The sequence below is a fragment of the Sulfuricurvum kujiense DSM 16994 genome (assembly GCF_000183725.1).
Taxonomy (GTDB): Bacteria; Campylobacterota; Campylobacteria; order Campylobacterales; family Sulfurimonadaceae; genus Sulfuricurvum; species Sulfuricurvum kujiense.
The window spans coordinates 632,073-648,923 of sequence record NC_014762.1; the positions used below are offsets into that span (position 1 = coordinate 632,073).

Annotated in this window: 11 protein-coding genes; 3 read left to right on the top strand and 8 right to left on the bottom strand. The window is 45.5% G+C overall.

All coding sequences use genetic code 11. The features are described 5' to 3' along the window. Positions 1–11: 11 nt before the first annotated feature. The 5 genes from SULKU_RS03285 to SULKU_RS03305 all read right to left on the bottom strand — a co-directional run bounded on the left by SULKU_RS03285 (position 12) and on the right by SULKU_RS03305 (position 5,630). Positions 12–1,832 carry a KUP/HAK/KT family potassium transporter gene (locus SULKU_RS03285; protein WP_013459514.1) on the bottom strand — a complete coding sequence of 607 codons (1,821 nt, stop codon included), beginning with the start codon at positions 1,830–1,832 and terminating at the stop codon, positions 12–14. Positions 1,833–1,939: 107 nt separating this feature from the next. After that, positions 1,940–2,446 (bottom strand): phosphatidylglycerophosphatase A family protein, encoded by a 507-nt coding sequence (locus tag SULKU_RS03290; RefSeq protein WP_013459515.1) that lies wholly within the window; start codon positions 2,444–2,446, stop codon positions 1,940–1,942. A gap of 10 nt (positions 2,447–2,456) precedes the next feature. Then, positions 2,457–3,647: a sulfate adenylyltransferase gene (locus SULKU_RS03295; protein ID WP_013459516.1), complete on the bottom strand. Its 1,191-nt coding sequence runs from the start codon at positions 3,645–3,647 to the stop codon at positions 2,457–2,459. Then, entirely contained in the window at positions 3,625–4,512 is an 888-nt protein-coding gene (locus SULKU_RS03300) for a DNA-binding transcriptional response regulator (RefSeq protein ID WP_013459517.1), read from the bottom strand. The genes SULKU_RS03295 and SULKU_RS03300 overlap by 23 nt, the downstream gene beginning before the upstream one ends. Next, on the bottom strand, positions 4,509–5,630 hold the full coding sequence (locus tag SULKU_RS03305; protein ID WP_013459518.1) for a bifunctional 2-C-methyl-D-erythritol 4-phosphate cytidylyltransferase/2-C-methyl-D-erythritol 2,4-cyclodiphosphate synthase: 1,122 nt from the start codon (positions 5,628–5,630) through the stop codon (positions 4,509–4,511). The genes SULKU_RS03300 and SULKU_RS03305 overlap by 4 nt, the downstream gene beginning before the upstream one ends. Positions 5,631–5,849: 219 nt before the next feature. On the opposite strand from SULKU_RS03305, the gene thiC reads away from it, so the two are divergent. The 3 genes from thiC to SULKU_RS03320 all read left to right on the top strand — a co-directional run bounded on the left by thiC (position 5,850) and on the right by SULKU_RS03320 (position 10,308). After that, the gene (thiC, locus tag SULKU_RS03310; RefSeq protein ID WP_013459519.1) at positions 5,850–7,226 is read left to right on the top strand and encodes a phosphomethylpyrimidine synthase ThiC; all 1,377 of its coding nucleotides are present in this window, start codon (positions 5,850–5,852) and stop codon (positions 7,224–7,226) included. 20 nt (positions 7,227–7,246) lie between these two features. Then, positions 7,247–8,410 (top strand): Mrp/NBP35 family ATP-binding protein, encoded by a 1,164-nt coding sequence (locus SULKU_RS03315; protein WP_013459520.1) that lies wholly within the window; start codon positions 7,247–7,249, stop codon positions 8,408–8,410. A 104-nt stretch (positions 8,411–8,514) separates the two neighbouring features. Further along, positions 8,515–10,308, top strand: a complete 1,794-nt coding sequence (locus SULKU_RS03320) for a GGDEF domain-containing protein (RefSeq protein ID WP_013459521.1) — start codon at positions 8,515–8,517, stop codon at positions 10,306–10,308. A gap of 214 nt (positions 10,309–10,522) precedes the next feature. Here the strand turns inward: SULKU_RS03320 and SULKU_RS03325 are convergent, their stop codons facing one another. The 3 genes from SULKU_RS03325 to SULKU_RS03335 form a co-directional block, all read right to left on the bottom strand. Then, positions 10,523–12,361, bottom strand: a complete 1,839-nt coding sequence (locus SULKU_RS03325; RefSeq protein WP_013459522.1) for a GGDEF domain-containing protein — start codon at positions 12,359–12,361, stop codon at positions 10,523–10,525. Between the two features lie 109 nt (positions 12,362–12,470). Beyond that, entirely contained in the window at positions 12,471–14,285 is a 1,815-nt protein-coding gene (gene glmS / locus SULKU_RS03330; protein WP_013459523.1) for a glutamine--fructose-6-phosphate transaminase (isomerizing), read from the bottom strand. Between the two features lie 2 nt (positions 14,286–14,287). After that, positions 14,288–16,795, bottom strand: coding sequence for a [protein-PII] uridylyltransferase family protein (locus SULKU_RS03335; RefSeq protein WP_013459524.1), 2,508 nt, complete (start codon positions 16,793–16,795; stop codon positions 14,288–14,290). Between the last annotated feature and the right edge of the window lie 56 nt (positions 16,796–16,851).

Below are 16,851 nucleotides of genomic sequence, written 5' to 3' on the forward strand. Positions count from 1 at the left end.
ACCATCCAATGTTAAATCTCCGCCCGACGGGCAACACCGATGAGTTTTTCATGCGGGAAATGGTAAAAGCTGACAAAATTTGGGGAGATATCTTTGATCAAAGCAAAAATTTTCCATACTAAGCTATCGGAGACAATCTCCTCATCCCCGTAAAAAATTGTCCGCTCATCGATATTTCGTTCACGTAAAATCTTTTCTACGTTTAGGGTTTCCATATATCCCGATCGGATGCTGAGGAGATCCAGCCCTTCTCCAAGTGGTGAAAGTTCACTCGTAACCCCATGTGGTTCATACGAGGGGTGGACGGTCACGATGATATTGCGCTCATAGATGATCCCGTTTTGGAACATGGTTTTGGAGATATAAGCGGGTATTGCATCCGCATTGCGGGCAAAGAAAAGTGCCGTACCCTCGACATGGAATCCTAGCGCATAACGTTTGAGATATTCGCTCAAAAATAGCTCTTTGTCGATTGGGATAAACGATGCATAGAGCCGCTTTTGCCCTTGGGTGTAGAGGATTACAATAAACAAAGGAACGGAAGCGATAATGAGAGACCAATATCCGCCATGAGGAATTTTGAGCCAGCAAGAGATGAAGAATATCAAACTTGTGAGTCCTGCGATGATAGAAACTGCCATTTTAAGGTATTGATGTTTATACATGAAAATCATGCTCATCAATATCCCCGTGATACTCATCGCCCCCGCAACCGAGAGACCGTATGCCGCCGCCAGTTTCCCCGATTCACCGAAGATAAAGAGCATCGCGACGACACAGATAAACAAAAACCAGTTGATAGAGCCGACATAGATTTGACTGCGCAGTTCATTGGAGGTATAACTTACATTGAAGTGAGGGAAAATACGGGTGGTCATCGCCTGATAAAGGACAGAAAAAATCCCGCTGATCATCGCCTGAGAAGCGATAATCGTCGCTACGACTGTTAATAGCAACATCGGAACATACAAATCAGGGACGAGGGCATGATAGAGCTCAAAAAACGGACTTTTAGCTGCTTCGGGATGAGAGAGCAAAAATGCCCCTTGCCCGTAATACGACATGAGCAATGCTATCGAGGCAAACAGCCACCCTTTGAGGATCGGAAGACGACCTAAATGCCCCATATCGGCGTATAACGCTTCACCCCCCGTTGCACAAAGCAATACATCAGCTAAAATGATGAATGCGATGTAAGGGTGTTGATAGATAAACTCAATCGCGTAGAGCGGTGAAATCGCCTTTAGCACTTCGGGTGATTGAAGGAGATAATATCCTCCCCCAAATGCAAGAGCGAAAAACCACACGACCATAATCGGACCGAAAGCACTGGCGACCTTTTCAACCCCTTTTTTCTGAACAGCAAAGAGGGCAAACGCGATCCCTGCCGCGATAACGAGTAAGGTTAGTTTCGGCGTATCCTCATATCCGGGGATCAGTGCGATCCCCTCCACGGAACTCAGAATACTAATGGCGGGGGTGATAACCCCATCCCCAATCATCAGTGATATACCGACAAAGCCAAATGCCCCTACCAAGGCGGTGATACGTGCCCCTTTAAGATATGGGAGCAACAGTTGCACCAACACAACCGTCCCCCCTTCACCCCGTTTGGAGAGGCTGGTCGCTAACCATGCGTATTGGACGGTTACCAACATCAGCATCGTCCAAAAGACCATTGATAAGATTTGAAAGATGGTCTCAGTTGTCGGTTGAACCAACAGTAAAATGACGGCAAAGGTATAAATGGGGCTGGTTCCGATGTCTCCATAGACAACTCCCAGTGATTTGATCACCATCATCTCATTTTTGATGCGTTCACGTAACGTCATAACGTCCCTTTAAAGTAGGATTTAAAGGGGTATTATAGGTGCTATAGTATCAGTGAAGTCTCAGGATGTATGCGAGATGTATCAAGAAAGTATAAAGAGCGGTGGCTTTAGCCGATCAATCCGCTTTTGAGAATGATTTGCCATACGAGTGCGGAAGATATCCCGGCGGCAAAACCGGCGATAATATCATCACCCATTACCCCGATTCCCCCTTTTGCTTCGCGATCGATCCGACCGATGATCGAGGGCTTTTTAATATCATAAATTCTAAAAAATATAAAGCTCAGAGCGATTTGTAGGGCGATACCGTTTTCCCAGTGCATCAGCGTCGCCATATCAAATCCGATTCCCGGTGCAATGGAGAGGGCAAACCACATCCCTACCAGCTCGTCGATAACGATGCGGCTGTCATCATGCTCATTGGAAGTACTTTCGTGTTTATCGATACTTTTAATCGCGATCAATGTAATCAGAATCGTCGCCAGAAACAGAGTCTGCGGCCCGAAATAGAGGAGTATCGCGATTCCCAGCGGAAGTGATGCGATGGTCCCCATGGTTCCCGGTGCTTTAGGAAAAAGGCCGCTGTAGCCTACGGTAAGAAAAAACCAATTCAATTTTTGTCCCTTACGTTAATGATGTTGTTTGGTATAGGCGCATTAGTGCGACGTAAAAATCTTTTTCCGTATGCTCTTCAAGCAGGCCGTTAACGGGCATAATGTCATAGTAGAGTTTAGAGAGATTTTTAAATCGGTTGGGATAGAGCGAAGCCACGATCATCGCCGATATCTCTTTGCGTACTAAAACGGCCGGAGGGAGGAGCCCCTGACGCATCAGTTCCAAAATGGATTCAGAGTGATATGAGATGTGGTGGTGATGTCCGTGCGGGCAGGTTTGAATACTTACGAGTGTTTTACATTGATTGCAGTAGACATATTCGCTGGAAATCCCTACTTCGATATCAATACCGATGAGACGGTCTAAAATCGATTTATTGGCATTATGATCGTAATACATCCCGATTCCGGCATGGTTTTGCCCGATCATAAGGCGATCGCATCCGTAGTTTTTAGCCACAATCGCATCGAGGATAACTTCGTTGCTTCCGGCAAATATGTAACTGCTCTCTAACGGTACGATAACGACGCGGTTATGCGGAAGATAGTTATCGATGAAAAATTTTAATGTCTCATAACGCAATTCGTATTTCAAATCGGCATTATTGTAGGGTTTGAGGAGAAAAATAACGATGAGATCGGTGCGTTCCAAACTTTGGCGGATGAGACGTTCATGGGCACGGTGAAGCGGATTGGCAGCCATAAACAATGCGGTCGTGTGCTGCGCACCGATTTGCTCTTTTGCCTGTGCGAGCATTTCCTGAATCGATTGAACGGAGGTAAGATCGATAGAATAGTCGCCGCAGATAGCGTATTTTCCTAATCGTTTATGGGTAGCACTGACGCCGGGGTGTGAAAGATCTTCGGTGCCGTATATCTGGTGCAGCCGTTCACGCGGATCGATGGGATATACTTCATCGACGCATAGCTCTCCTACAATGACGTTATCACAGATCAGATCAAGTATCTCACCTTTAACTGCCGTCGTAAGAATGGTTTCGTTCACTTTTCCGCTGGGGGAGAGAATCAGGGGAAAGGGAAATGTTTTGCCCATAAACATTCCGCTGCTTAAAACCTCTTTGCTCTGCTTTTCGTTCATGAGCGCCGTTACGGGGCTGAGCATGCCGGATTTGAGTAAGGTGAGGGCTGAAACAGCCTCTTGGTCAATGTAGAGGGCTCTATTTTTTCTTGACGATGCCATATTTCTTTCTCTTTTCCCATAAACTTTTGCGTGAAATACCGAGTTTTTTGGAGAGTTCCGTATCCGGAAAACGGTTTTGGAAATGGATCATGATATATTTGACATACTCTTCAATCGGGAGAATCTCTCCTTGGTCGAAGAGGTGGCTTTCACTTTCGATTTCGATCACTTTAAAAGGGAGATTATCGATCGGATCGGTACTGGCGACGATGCATTTTTTTCCGCTAATCAATTCATAAAACGGTTTATGCTCGGACTTTTTGAGATTTTGGAAATCGGTGATAAAAAGGATGGCATCATCGTTTTGTGCCGCAATGTCACTGAACGCTTTAACCGAAGAGAGGGAGATAAACTGAAGCGTTTTGTCGTGATGGGCCGCATAGCGGAAGGCAAAAGCATCGGCGTATTTTTGATACCCGCTGCAAATAAAGAGAGGGAGTTCGACTTTGTCCAGATCCTCATCCATATTGATTGAATTAAAAGTATGCGAGAGATAGCGTTCATACGTTTGATTTTGGCGGCGTAGACGTTCATGATTCTGAAAATGTTGGATTTTACGGATCAGCTCTTCAATCATAAACGGTTTGAGGATGTAATCTTTGGCACCGGCAGCGAGCGGCTTTGATACGGTATCGTTACTGACGTAGCTCACCATCAAAATGACGACGGCATTTTTATACGCCTCTATGACGGGGTAGATGTCTTGACCGCTGATGTTTGTTGAGAGGAGGACGACATCGTACGGTGTTCCGCGAAGCCCCTCTTTGGTAGAACTGGAAATATCACAGTTATGGCTTAGATCACTAAGCTTGGAAGCGATACTTTGCGCTAAATAAATTTCATTTTCGATAATGAGTATGTTCATCCGTTTTTCCAATCAAAATAGTGTACTGATGCGGTGGCTAAAACGCCGACTCCCTCTTTACGGCCGATAAATCCCAAGTGTTCGGTCGTTGTCGCTTTGACATTGAGCCTGGCAGGTGGGATATGAAGCAGTGAGGAGAGGGTGTGGCGCATTGTTTCTTTATAAGGGGCGATTTTCGGTGCTTGGGCGATAATGGTAATATCGGCATGCAGAATAACAAACCCGAAATGGTGGAGCTTTTCGACACAGCGTTGCAATAACAGCTTCGAATCAATATTTTTGTACGACTCGTCGGTATCGGGAAACAGCATGCCGATATCGCCTAAGCATGCCGCACCCAACAGTGCATCAATGAGGGCATGTATAGCCACGTCTCCGTCACTGTGAGCTTTGAATCCGTAGGAGCTTTCAACCTCTACCCCTCCGAGGACCATAGGTTTCCCCTCTTCAAACGGATGGACGTCAAACCCGTTGCCGGTGAAAAGATAAGGACTCGGCGCAGCAAGACACTCCAGTGCCGTGATATCCGAAGCATGGGTGATTTTGGCGGCTCGAGCATCCCCCGGTACAAAATGACGTGTACCCCCGCACGCTACGATTGCACTGCTCTCATCGGTATATTCGGTATCGGTGTCCAATGCGCGGCGAAGGATATCCGTTCGTGAAAGCTGAGGTGTCTGAATCCGTTTAACCTGCTCACGTTCGATAGTTTCTTCTTTGTATGCGACGGTGTCATGGACATCCAAGGCGGGGACAATAGTGTCGGCACGCTCTTTGGATTCCAACAAACGCTGAATAAGATCGGGATCGATACAGGCACGGGCGATATCGGTAACCATTACATATGGGGTTTTAACTTCTTTGAGGGCATTTTTTAGAGATTGCTGACGCGTTGCTCCCCCGGAGACGACGGTAAAGTCGCACATGGATGCGATAAAGGGGATTTCATCCGGATGGGCCGAGAGGATAACCGCGGCATCGGGGAGATGCTCTTTGATACGGTTAGTAACATAAAGCCACAAAGGATCATGACCGATACGTAGCCACTGTTTTTTTACGGGGACTTTGAAACGGCTAGAGTTACCTGCTGCAAGTAAAATAAGCGTCAAATCAGACAAAATGTATCCTATTTTGGAAACTGTTACGAAATTATACACTTAAAAAGCTTTTTTTTATCTTGTTTGCGATAAATTATAGAATAAATCATGAGGGAATAGGGGAGCCTTTTCCTAAATCCTCTTGAAGTTTTTAACTTACATTAAAAGAGAGTCTACCCTTTTAGGGGGTCTTATTTATAAGTCCAAGTAAGCTTTGACAAATTATTCAAGGAGCCAAGAATGAGAACCGAATGGGTCGCCAACAGACAAAACGACACCGTCCGCACTCAGATGTATTATGCCAAGCAAGGGATTATTACGGAAGAGATGGCGTATGTCGCCAAAGTAGAGGAGCTTGATCCTGAATTGGTTCGTTCCGAGGTTGCGCGGGGACGTTTGATTATCCCCGCAAACATCAACCATAAAAATTTAGAACCTATGGCTATCGGAATTGCCGCACGCTGTAAAATCAATGCCAATATCGGTTCGTCCGCCATCGCGTCGGATGTTCAGGGAGAGATCGAAAAAATCCAGGTATCTCAGCACTATAAAGCCGATACGGCGATGGACCTCTCGACGGGGGGAGATCTTGATGAGATTCGACGTGCGGTTATCGCCAATTCCAAAATCCCGATCGGAACAGTTCCGATTTACCAAATTTTGCACGACGTTAACAACAAAATCGAAGATTTGACGATCGAGAAAATGCTCGAAGTATTGGAGCGTCAGGCACAGCAGGGGGTGAGCTATTTTACGATTCACGCCGGATTTTTGCTCGAGACGATGCCGAAAGTCGCCAAACGTAAAATGGGGATCGTCAGCCGCGGCGGATCGTTGATGGCGGCGTGGATGATGCATTATCACCGTGAGAACCCTTTTTATACGGCGTACGATGAGATTCTTGATATTTGTGCCCGTTATGACGTCTCCCTTTCGTTGGGAGACTCTCTACGTCCGGGATGTCTGGCGGATGCTTCGGATGAAGCCCAGCTGGGCGAACTCAAAGTGCTCGGCGAATTGACACTGCGTGCCTGGGAGAAAAATGTTCAGGTCATGATCGAAGGGCCGGGACACGTCCCTCTCAATCAGATCGAGCGCAATATGAAAATTCAGCGCGAATATTGTCACGAAGCGCCGTTTTATATTCTCGGACCGCTCGTAACCGATATCGCGGCAGGGTATGATCATATCAGCTCAGCCATCGGTGCGGCGGTCGGCGGATGGCACGGGGCTTCGATGCTCTGTTACGTTACCCCTAAAGAACATTTGGGTCTACCGAACGCTGAAGACGTCCGTGCGGGGATTATTGCCTATAAGATTGCGGCCCATGCGGCAGATATTGCCCGCGGACGTAAAGGGGCACGTGATATCGACGATGCGATGAGCGATGCGCGTTATGCGTTTGACTGGAACCGTCAGTTTGAGCTGGCACTTGACCCTGAACGGGCACGTGAGTATCATGATGAGACGTTGCCGCAGGATGTCTTTAAAGAGGCGGAATTCTGTTCCATGTGCGGACCGAAATTCTGCTCATACAAAATTACGCAGCAGATTATGGACAATCCCGAAGCGATTGCCCAGATCGCTGCGGAAGTGAAAGCCAAAAATGCAAGTTGAAAATTAAGGAGAATATTTACATGACTGAAGAAATTGTAAAATCGGCATTATCAAAAGTTACCTATCCGGGGTTCACGAAAGACATCGTGACGTTCGGATTCGTTAAAGAGATCAAAATCGACGGAAACATCGTTAATGTAACTGTTGATATCACCTCAAGCGCTCCGGAAGTGGCGCATCAAATTACGCTCGAAGCGACCGAGGAGCTAAAACGCGCCGGAGCCGGTGAGGTCGTGGTCAATATTACCGCTCCTAAAATGCCAAGAGAGAGTTCATCGAAGGGGAAAAACATTGCCCCTCAGGTAAAAAACTTTATCATGGTCAGCTCCGGTAAGGGTGGGGTCGGTAAATCGACGACATCGGTTAACCTTGCGGTAGCGCTTGCGATGCAAGGGAAAAAAGTAGGTCTTCTTGACGCCGATATCTACGGTCCTAACATTCCGAGAATGCTCGGTGTTGAGGGGATCAAACCTGAAGTCGTCGGAAACAAAGTCCTTCCGATCAAAGCGTACGGTATTGAGATGATGTCCATGGGTTCATTGATGGAAGAGGGGCAATCGCTGATCTGGCGCGGTGCGATGATCATGAAAGCGATTGAGCAGTTCTTACGCGATATCATGTGGTCTGATCTGGACTGTCTTGTTATCGATATGCCTCCGGGTACGGGTGATGCTCAGCTTACATTGGCTCAAAGCGTTCCGGTGACGGTAGGTGTTACGGTAACAACCCCTCAAATGGTTTCACTGGACGATTCACGCAGAAGTCTCGATATGTTCAAAAAACTTCATATCCCTATCGCGGGTGTAGTAGAGAACATGAGCGGATTTATTGCGCCGGATACCGGAGTCGAGTATGACATTTTCGGTAAAGGGACATCCAAAGCGATGGCGGATCAGTTTGAGACGTGTATTCTTGCTGAAATTCCGATCGAGCCGGCAATCCGTACGGGCGGTGACGAGGGTAAACCGGTCACCTATTATGCTCCTACGTCTGAAACGGCAAAGCGTTATATGAAAGCGGCGGAAGATCTTTGGGCAACGATTGAGAAAATTAACGAAGAGGGGGGTGTCGATAATCAAGCGATCCAACCCAATACACCTCCGGGCGTATCGGCATGTTCGACTGCCGCTGCTCCGAAACAAGAGACAAGCGGAAGCTGCGGCACCGGCTGCGGCTGTCACTAAAGCAACCTCATACCCCCGAATCCGGGGGGAAACACTCCTTTTTTAACAACTCTAATCTTTTTTTCAGTATAATCGATCTATTTACGTCAATTAAGTCAGGAATAATGAAAAAAGAAAAAACATTTTTTACACTCGTTTTCAGTATTGTAGCGGTGATGGTACTATTTATTGCCGTATTAACGGCCACTTTCCGATATATGGGACTTCAATCGGCAGAAAGTAAGGCTAATTTAGCGGCCCATATCGTTCAAGAATCATTAACGTCCCATATGATTACCGGAAGTTCCGATTACCAAAATGACTTAGTAAAACAAATTGAAACCTTAGAAGGGATGAAAGGGGTATGGATCGTCCGTTCCGATGCCCTAAGCCGCCAGTACGGAAAAGGGATTCATCCCCAAGAAGCGGCAGATGATATCGACCGTGCCGTTTTACGTGACGGAAAAGCGATAAAAAATGTTTCGGGCACATTATTCTCTGATACCCTCTATCGACTTTCGATCCCCTATATTGCAACCGAAAACGGGAAGATCGATTGTTTGAGCTGTCATGATGCAAAAGTCGGCACGGTATTGGGAGCGGTCTCTATTGAGATGGAGATAAACGATCTGAAGATAACCGGATTGATAGCTGCCGCCACTGCTATTATTGTTTTGGTTATTTTAACGATTTACTTGCTCAAAATGATTCGCCATTATATCTCGTCTTACAAAGAGACTTTAGACGAAGTAGCCGTTACAATGGAAAAAGCAGAGGGAGGCGATTACTCTCATCGAGTTGAACAGTCTGAATCTTCGGATGGCTACAAGGCCGCCATGTGGACTAATGCCGTGATGGAAAAACTCGACACGACACTCAGTGAAAGCGGCAGGAAAATGGCTTCACTCATTCGGCTTGACCAGCAAAACAGCGATCCCCTTTATACCCTTCAGATGGGGGTAGATCAACTTTACGAAGTCGAACGTTTCCGGGCGGAAATTGAAAAAGATCAAAATCTCGAAGAAGTTTACGCACGGATCGTTGCGTTGCTTCGTACCCGTTGGAATTTGAGCAATTTTAATATTCTGGAACTCAACCCGCTTAATAAAATAACGCAGGTCGTCCATACGGAAAAAACGCTGCTTTGCGACGCTATAAGTGGCTGTCGGGCTGATCGTACGAGCGGAATGGTGGATTCAAGCGGATGTGAAATCGCATGTCCTAAAATGATTGATCCTGAGGCTCATTATGTCTGCCAAAGCTACTCGATCGTCGATGATCTGGATATCGTTGTCTCGTTGGTTACGTATGAAGCGCGAGAAATAGGAAAGATACGCTTGGCTCTTGAACAATTAGGCAATTACATTAATGCGTCAAAACTGCAAATCATTAATAAAAAGCTGCAGCAGACGGTTCGGATCGATCCGCTTACGCAACTTTATAACCGTGCATACCTTGAAGAGATGACGAAGCTTATCATGGCTCAGTCCACACGGACGATGATACCGTACGGCATTTTGATGATAGATATGGATCAGTTTAATCTGATCAACCATTCCTATGACATCACAGTCGGCGATGAGGTGATTAAGTCTATGGCACATAACATTCTTGAGCATATCCGCCAAGGGGATATGCTCATTCGATACGGCGGTGATACGTTTGCCGTAATTCTTTATGATTATGAGGGTGAAGAAGTGCTTCAGGTGGCCGAAGCGATACGCCTTTCGTTCAAGAAAAAAATCAGAGTCAATACCTATGCTATCCTCAAAACGGTGAGTATCGGAGTTTCATTGTTCCCTGCGCAAACGTCTAATATGCTTGAGGGAGTCGAGTTCGCCAAGAGAGCACTGTTGGAAGCAAAACATCAAGGGGGGAATTCATCTTTGATGTATGACCCGAAATCGATGCCGGTTTAATCTAATGAGCCGGTTTCCCTTTTCTTAGGAAAAGAGATCCTATAAGACGTCTTAGCATCCGTATAACGATCAGCCTTTTATGAATGAGTGATGTGTGTAGCTCTTTATAGGATAAGGAAATTACGGACACTCAAGAGAAAACATACTATGAAGAGAGAAAACAGAAGAATAGATGTTCCTCCTTGCTGAGGAACAATCTTTGGATACCGGAGCGTTAGAATTGATCTCCGCCGCTAAACATACGATCTTCAAATTCGATGACACGGTTACGTCCTGTATGTTTGCCTTCGTATAGGGCGATATCGGCAAATTTTATCACTTTCCATATCGAATCGGCTTGGGTCGGGAAGTGGGCAATCCCGATACTCAATGTTTTTTGAATCGAATCGTTTCCGAACTGGAATTTTTTATCATTGAAAACCGTCCGTATTTTTTCGGCGACTCCCAATGCACCTTCCGGCGTTGTATTGTGAAGCAATACTAAGAATTCCTCTCCGCCGTAACGTACCGGCAGATCCGCTTTTCGAATACTTTGCACTAAAATCTCTGAGAGCGATTTGATAACAACATCTCCTGCATCGTGTCCATACGTATCGTTGACCATTTTAAAGTAATCTATATCGATCATTAAGACGGCATAGGTGATATGAGATCGTGCAGCCTGCTCGGAACTCTTATCGATGAATTCTTCCAAGAAACGGCGGTTATAAAGGCCGGTTGCGCCGTCTCTGAGGGAAGAATCCCGGAGTTTATCCATAAGGCTTCGGCTCTCGATGACCGCTTTTGCCGCTTCGAAATAGTTTCGGATACTCGGCAATGCGAGGTTCATTCTCTCAATGGTTTCCGTATCTTTGGCTGAATAGGAGAGAATCAACGACAAATCGTCATTAATATTGAACGGAATACACGAGTACTCTTTATCTTCCGCACAATTGGCACAGATATTCGGGAAATCGGTAGAATAAACGTCACTGGCGGTTCTGTAACCTCTGCATTCGTTGGCATCTTTATCCACGCTTGGGAGACAAAAACTTTTATGATCGGTGATATGTATGAGTTTTCGCTCTTTGGAGTTTTTATCCACTTCATAGAGGGCAAAATGTTCGAACAGGAATTTTTCTTTTAAGACGTAAATAAATCGCTCATACACTGCGTCTTTATTGGCATCGTGTTCTATCGTCTTTTTGAACTTATAAACGTCGGAAAGTTCCTGAATGATTATGCCCGCAGTACTGAGAGGATCATTGCTGGAGATATTGGAACGGGATGCAAACGTATTAAGATTATGTTTGATTCCGCCGAACGTCTCTTCCATTTTTTGAAACAGGGTATTCATTTGATCGGCTACTTCACTTCCGGCATCTTTGAGTGTCGTTGTAAAACGGAAACTAAAATCACCGGTACGGGCGCGTTTGATCCCGTTTTGGAGGTTTTCAAAAAGCTTCATATACGGTTTGAAATAATGGTTTGTCACCCACAATGCGATAATGATAAAGATAACGTTGATACCGAAAATTTTGGCGATAGTCATGGCACCGGTTTGACGGATATCGTTGATATTGAATTCCATACTGATGGCACCTAAGACGTCTCCTTCTTTGGCGTTATGGCAGGCGAGACAGTTAGGATTGCCGTAAGCGGTCGCAATATAAGGGATCGTTACCCGCAAGACGGCATTTTGTGCATCTTCACTTATATTACGAACAGCTACTCCGTCTTTGAGGACTTGTCTGTCGATGGCGTCTCTTGGGCGTTCATTTTCAAGCCCTTCCCCATGCTGTGCAACGACATTTTCAGAACGGACGATCCAAAGTTTTTGAACGTCTTTGATATTGGCAATATTGGCTAGAAAAAATTCCCTTTTATCCATAATGCCGTTGACCATGTGAGCGGTTAGACCGTCGCGGACGATTTCGGCGGTCATTTTTGATTTCTCGATAGCATTGTTGTATCCGTAGTCACGGAAGTTGAGCGCGACGTTGGTAATTGTGGCAACTGCAAGTCCGATGAGCATCAATGCGACTATAAATAATATTTTCCGGTTAGCATTCATATTCGGTTACCTTATATAATTGTTGGATAAAACAAAGAGACTTCTAAAGTAACTACATTATCTAAATAAATTTTAAAATTAGATGAAAGAAGAGTATAAAGGTTACGGTTTATTCGACCGTAACGCTTTTTGCAAGGTTTCGAGGCATATCGACGTCATTGCCCAGACGGATAGCGATCTCCATGGACAGGAGCTGCAAGACGACCATCATCTCAAAAAATTCGAGCATATAATCTTCATGTAAATGGGTCCGGATATGATCATCTGCTTTGTCAAAATCGAGAGGGCTGATGGAGCAGATTGTCGAATCGCGTGCACTGAGCTCTTCAATATTGCTTTTGGTTTTATCGTAAAGCATATGCTGCGGAAGCAGGGCAATGGTGAAAAGTTCGGGATCGGCAAGAGCGATCGGACCGTGCTTCATCTCACCGCTCGGATACCCTTCCGCATGCAGATAGGAGATCTCTTTGAGTTTTAATGCCCCCTCAAGCGCCAGAGGATAGAAAACATCACGTCCGATAAAAAAGAAGCCGTGTCCGTGAAGGTAGCGTTTAGAGAGACGGCGCAGCTGCTCATGCAAAACATTCTCGACATTGACGGTTGAGGGGAGGGCGCGTAAGAGATGGATTTGTCGTTTGATCTCTTCGGTTGCAAGTGTTTTTCTTGCCCCTCCAAGGAAGAGGCTAAGCATCCAGAGTACGCAGACTTGGGTAGCGAATGCTTTGGTAGACGCGACCCCTTTTTCGATTCCCGCACGGGTGAGAATAGAGGCATCAGCAAGACGTACCATAGAGGAATTGTCTACGTTACAGATCACCATTGTTTTAAGGCCGCTGCGTTTGGCCATTTTGAGGCTCTCTAGCGTGTCGGCGGTTTCACCGCTTTGACTGATGACGATAAAGAGGGTATCCGCGGTCAAAAACGGTTCGCGATAGCGAAATTCGCTGGCGATTTCAACGGATACACGGATTTTTGAGTGGCGTTCAAACAGATAGCTGGCAACGAGAGCGGCATGATAGCTGGTGCCGCATGCGCAGAGTTTGATCTCATTTATCCCCTCAAACAGGTTATTATCAAGCTCTTCAAAATAGATGCTTTCATCCCGTAACCGTCCAAGCAATGTATCGGCGAGGACTCGGCTTTGCTCGTAAATCTCTTTTTCCATGAAAAATCGGAATCCCTCTTTTTGGGCAGAGAGTTTATTTTCGGAAAGGGGAGTGTATCGGAGAACTACCGGATTGTTATTTTCGTCAAAAAGGGCAACGCTATCGGCGGATGCATAGCCGTAATGGCCGTCTTCGAGATAGATGACTTCATGGCATTTGCCGATGAGCGCGGCATCGGAAGAGCCGAAAAGGGTTTCATTTTCGCGGTTGCGGCCGATAATCATCGGTGAACCGTGTTTGGCGAAGAAAATTGTCCCCTCCGCATCGGCATTGACGAGCAAAATCGCATAAGCTCCGTGAAGTTGGGAAAGGGTTTGTTGAAACGCTTCAAACGGAGTGGCAGCTGTTTTGAGCTGATATTCGAAAAGATGAACGATCACTTCCGTATCGGTTTGGCTTAAAAACTGTATTCCCTGAGCGGTCAACATCGTTTTGAGTTCTTGGTAATTTTCGATAATACCGTTATGGACAACGTAGGAGTTTTGCCCTAGATGAGGATGGGCATTAAGCTCGGTCGGTTTGCCGTGTGTTGCCCAGCGGGTATGACCGATCCCGACAGAGAATCCCGTACTCTCATAGTTTTGGGCTTTTTCTTCGAGATTGACCAGTTTCCCTACCGCTTTGAAAAGAGAGAAATGGCCTTCTTGCAATACGGCGATTCCTGCAGAATCATAACCGCGGTATTCAAGCTCGCGAAGTCCGTCGATCAATATTTTTTTAACCGGTTTGACTCCGATGTAGCCAACAATACCGCACATAGTTACTCTCCTACCAATTTTGCAATTATTTCGCGCGCATTATCGCACATCCTGTTTTGTTTTTCAATTAAGAAGTGGTCTCGTGCCATATTTTTATTGGTATGGATTTTTGCGGTAGCAATATTGATCTGTGCTTCGTCAAAACATTGGACAAAATAGGCTAAAAGACCCCGCTGATTCGTCGTATTGAGGTTAAGCTGCGCGTAATGGATGGAATGTTCGCAATCGAGGGTAATTTCGTTCGGTTTGATAACCGGTTTTGGGAGGTTGAGTTTTTTTGTCATATCAAACGCCTCTTCGACAATAATCTCAATCTGCTCCATCGTCCCATCTAACGGGCGTTGCAGAAATTCGATCTTAAAGTATTTGATACCGTCGAACAGAGTGAAAATGTCCATCGACGCGACATCCAGATAACTGAGTTTTCCGAGCAGATAGCCGAGATTCAAAGGGATGCGTCGGAAGATATGGATAACCAGCCCCCCTTCGATATTGAGCTGATAGGTGAAAGTTTGGCATTCAAACGCCTCTTTGGAGATATTGACAATCTCACTGGGGGTGTGTTTGAAAAAGAAAAGATTCGATTCGATAGAGAGCACTTTTTTTTGTTCACTTTTCGAAAGCAGGCAAAATTCAGGATCGTGATTAAGACGTTTTTCTTTATTAACCCGCTTGATAGCATCGGTGATCCGATCATTTTGGGAAGCAATTTCAAGTGAAGCTTCATACAGTTCATGAAGCAAATTGGCGCCGAAACTGGTATAGGTTCCGCTTCCGACGCCGTTGATATCGGCATAAGTCAAGATGTAAAGCAGAGTCAAATTTTCAGGAGTTTTGACTTTGGACATAAATTGATAGAGCGTTTTTTCGTTGTAAAGGTTTTCGCGATAAGCGACATTGCTCATTAATATATGATGGCGGACGAGCAATGCTCCCCGATCCAATTGCTGGGAGGGGAGCTTGAGGTTTTTAAGAAAAGGGATAATGAGTTTTGCACCCACTTCCGAGTGATCTTGTTTACGTCCTTTGCCTGTATCATGCAGTAATATTACGGATTTGAGAAGGACTTTATCCGATGTGCTCAAAGGCAGATAGAGCGCTTCGACATACGGGTCTTTAATATTTTCAAGGGCTTCAATGCATTTAATGGAGTGTAAATCGACCGGATAATGGTGATAGCCGTCAAACTGCGGCAAATGAAGTACTTTTTTAAAGGCGCCGATGAGGTGATGCAATATTCCCGCATCATAAAAAAGTTTAACAATAACATAAAAATGGCGTCGTTCAAAAAGCTTCCGAAGCAACGTATAGGTTTTAGCCCTCAACGGATGTTTAATAGCGGTATAGGTGAAATGGAAAAGGACGCTTGAATCAAATATCCATTCTCGGTCGTCTAAGTTTACAAGCAGTTCCAAAAGGAAATCGATCGAAGGTGTTGCAATGTTATAAGAGGCGTATAATGCATCGTCGACACGGTAAAATCCTTTTTGTATTCTCCCCGACCGGAGAACGGAAACCTGTGACGCATCATGAAGGTAGAGGCGTGCCATTTTTTTAACATAAATCTGAGTGAAGTTGTTAATTCGCCATTGCGCTTCCAATAAACGGCTGACCAGTTTACGCTCATCAGAGAACCCGAGCATTTGAGCGATGCGCGGCATATAATCGAGGACGAGCTGGTCTTGCTGCTTGCCGCTGAGCAAATGCAAAGCACTTCGGACACGAAATAAAAGTTCTAAAGCGATTCGGTATTCACGGTATTGATCATCATTAAAAAGCTTTCCGCTCAACTCTTTGAGACTATTGACCCCGTAAATAGTTTTGGCAATCCAATACAGCAGCTGCGAATCGCGTAATCCGCCAACTCCCTCTTTAATCTGAGGCTGCATCGAAAAAGGAAATTTACGACGGCGGGCATCAGCTTCCTCGATTTTGGCCATAATAAATTCTTTGGGGCTATCGTGACGGATAGCCGTAAGTTTATTTTGTACCGTACTCCAGGTAAAAGGTGAACCTATGATAAGGCGTGATTCCATCATTGCCGTTTTAATGGTTATATCTTCGCGCGATGCACCCAGCAAATCGCCCGCTTCATGGACGCGGTGCCCCAGTTTTAGCCCTGCGTCCCATGCCAGGTAGAGAAACTTTTCGATAATGGCGGACGTGTTGTAGCCGTCGTTTTTTTCATACACGATCATAAGGTCGATATCACTGTGGACGCACAGCTGTTCACGTCCGTAGCTGCCGAGTGCGATAAACGCGACAGGAATCGAACTGCGCATCGGCAAATAGTTGCCGAAAAGTCGACGCAGCACTGTTTTATACATCAGGGAGATAATCGAATCGAGCGTTTTAGTATGGATAACGAGAAAATCTTTTCCCTGATTGCGCTCAAAAAGTTCGGGAAGAGAGTTCGTGTAATCGGAAATATAAAGCTTAAAAACTTTGGATATCTCAAAATCGCTCGCCTGACGTTCGATGAGGTCTTCAATCTGTTCTGTAATGCTCATTGGATCTACTTTTTATTTTATTGTAGCGTATAATCATTTTTTTTTGGCGTTATGAC

Coding starts and splice junctions, on each gene's coding strand:
- SULKU_RS03335 (WP_013459524.1), bottom strand. CDS start 16,795: ATGAGCATTACAGAACAGATTGAAGACCTCATCGAACGTCAGGCGAGC.
- SULKU_RS03300 (WP_013459517.1), bottom strand. CDS start 4,512: ATGAACATACTCATTATCGAAAATGAAATTTATTTAGCGCAAAGTATC.
- SULKU_RS03315 (WP_013459520.1), top strand. CDS start 7,247: ATGACTGAAGAAATTGTAAAATCGGCATTATCAAAAGTTACCTATCCG.
- thiC (WP_013459519.1), top strand. CDS start 5,850: ATGAGAACCGAATGGGTCGCCAACAGACAAAACGACACCGTCCGCACT.
- SULKU_RS03285 (WP_013459514.1), bottom strand. CDS start 1,832: ATGACGTTACGTGAACGCATCAAAAATGAGATGATGGTGATCAAATCA.
- glmS (WP_013459523.1), bottom strand. CDS start 14,285: ATGTGCGGTATTGTTGGCTACATCGGAGTCAAACCGGTTAAAAAAATA.
- SULKU_RS03295 (WP_013459516.1), bottom strand. CDS start 3,647: ATGGCATCGTCAAGAAAAAATAGAGCCCTCTACATTGACCAAGAGGCT.
- SULKU_RS03325 (WP_013459522.1), bottom strand. CDS start 12,361: ATGAATGCTAACCGGAAAATATTATTTATAGTCGCATTGATGCTCATC.
- SULKU_RS03320 (WP_013459521.1), top strand. CDS start 8,515: ATGAAAAAAGAAAAAACATTTTTTACACTCGTTTTCAGTATTGTAGCG.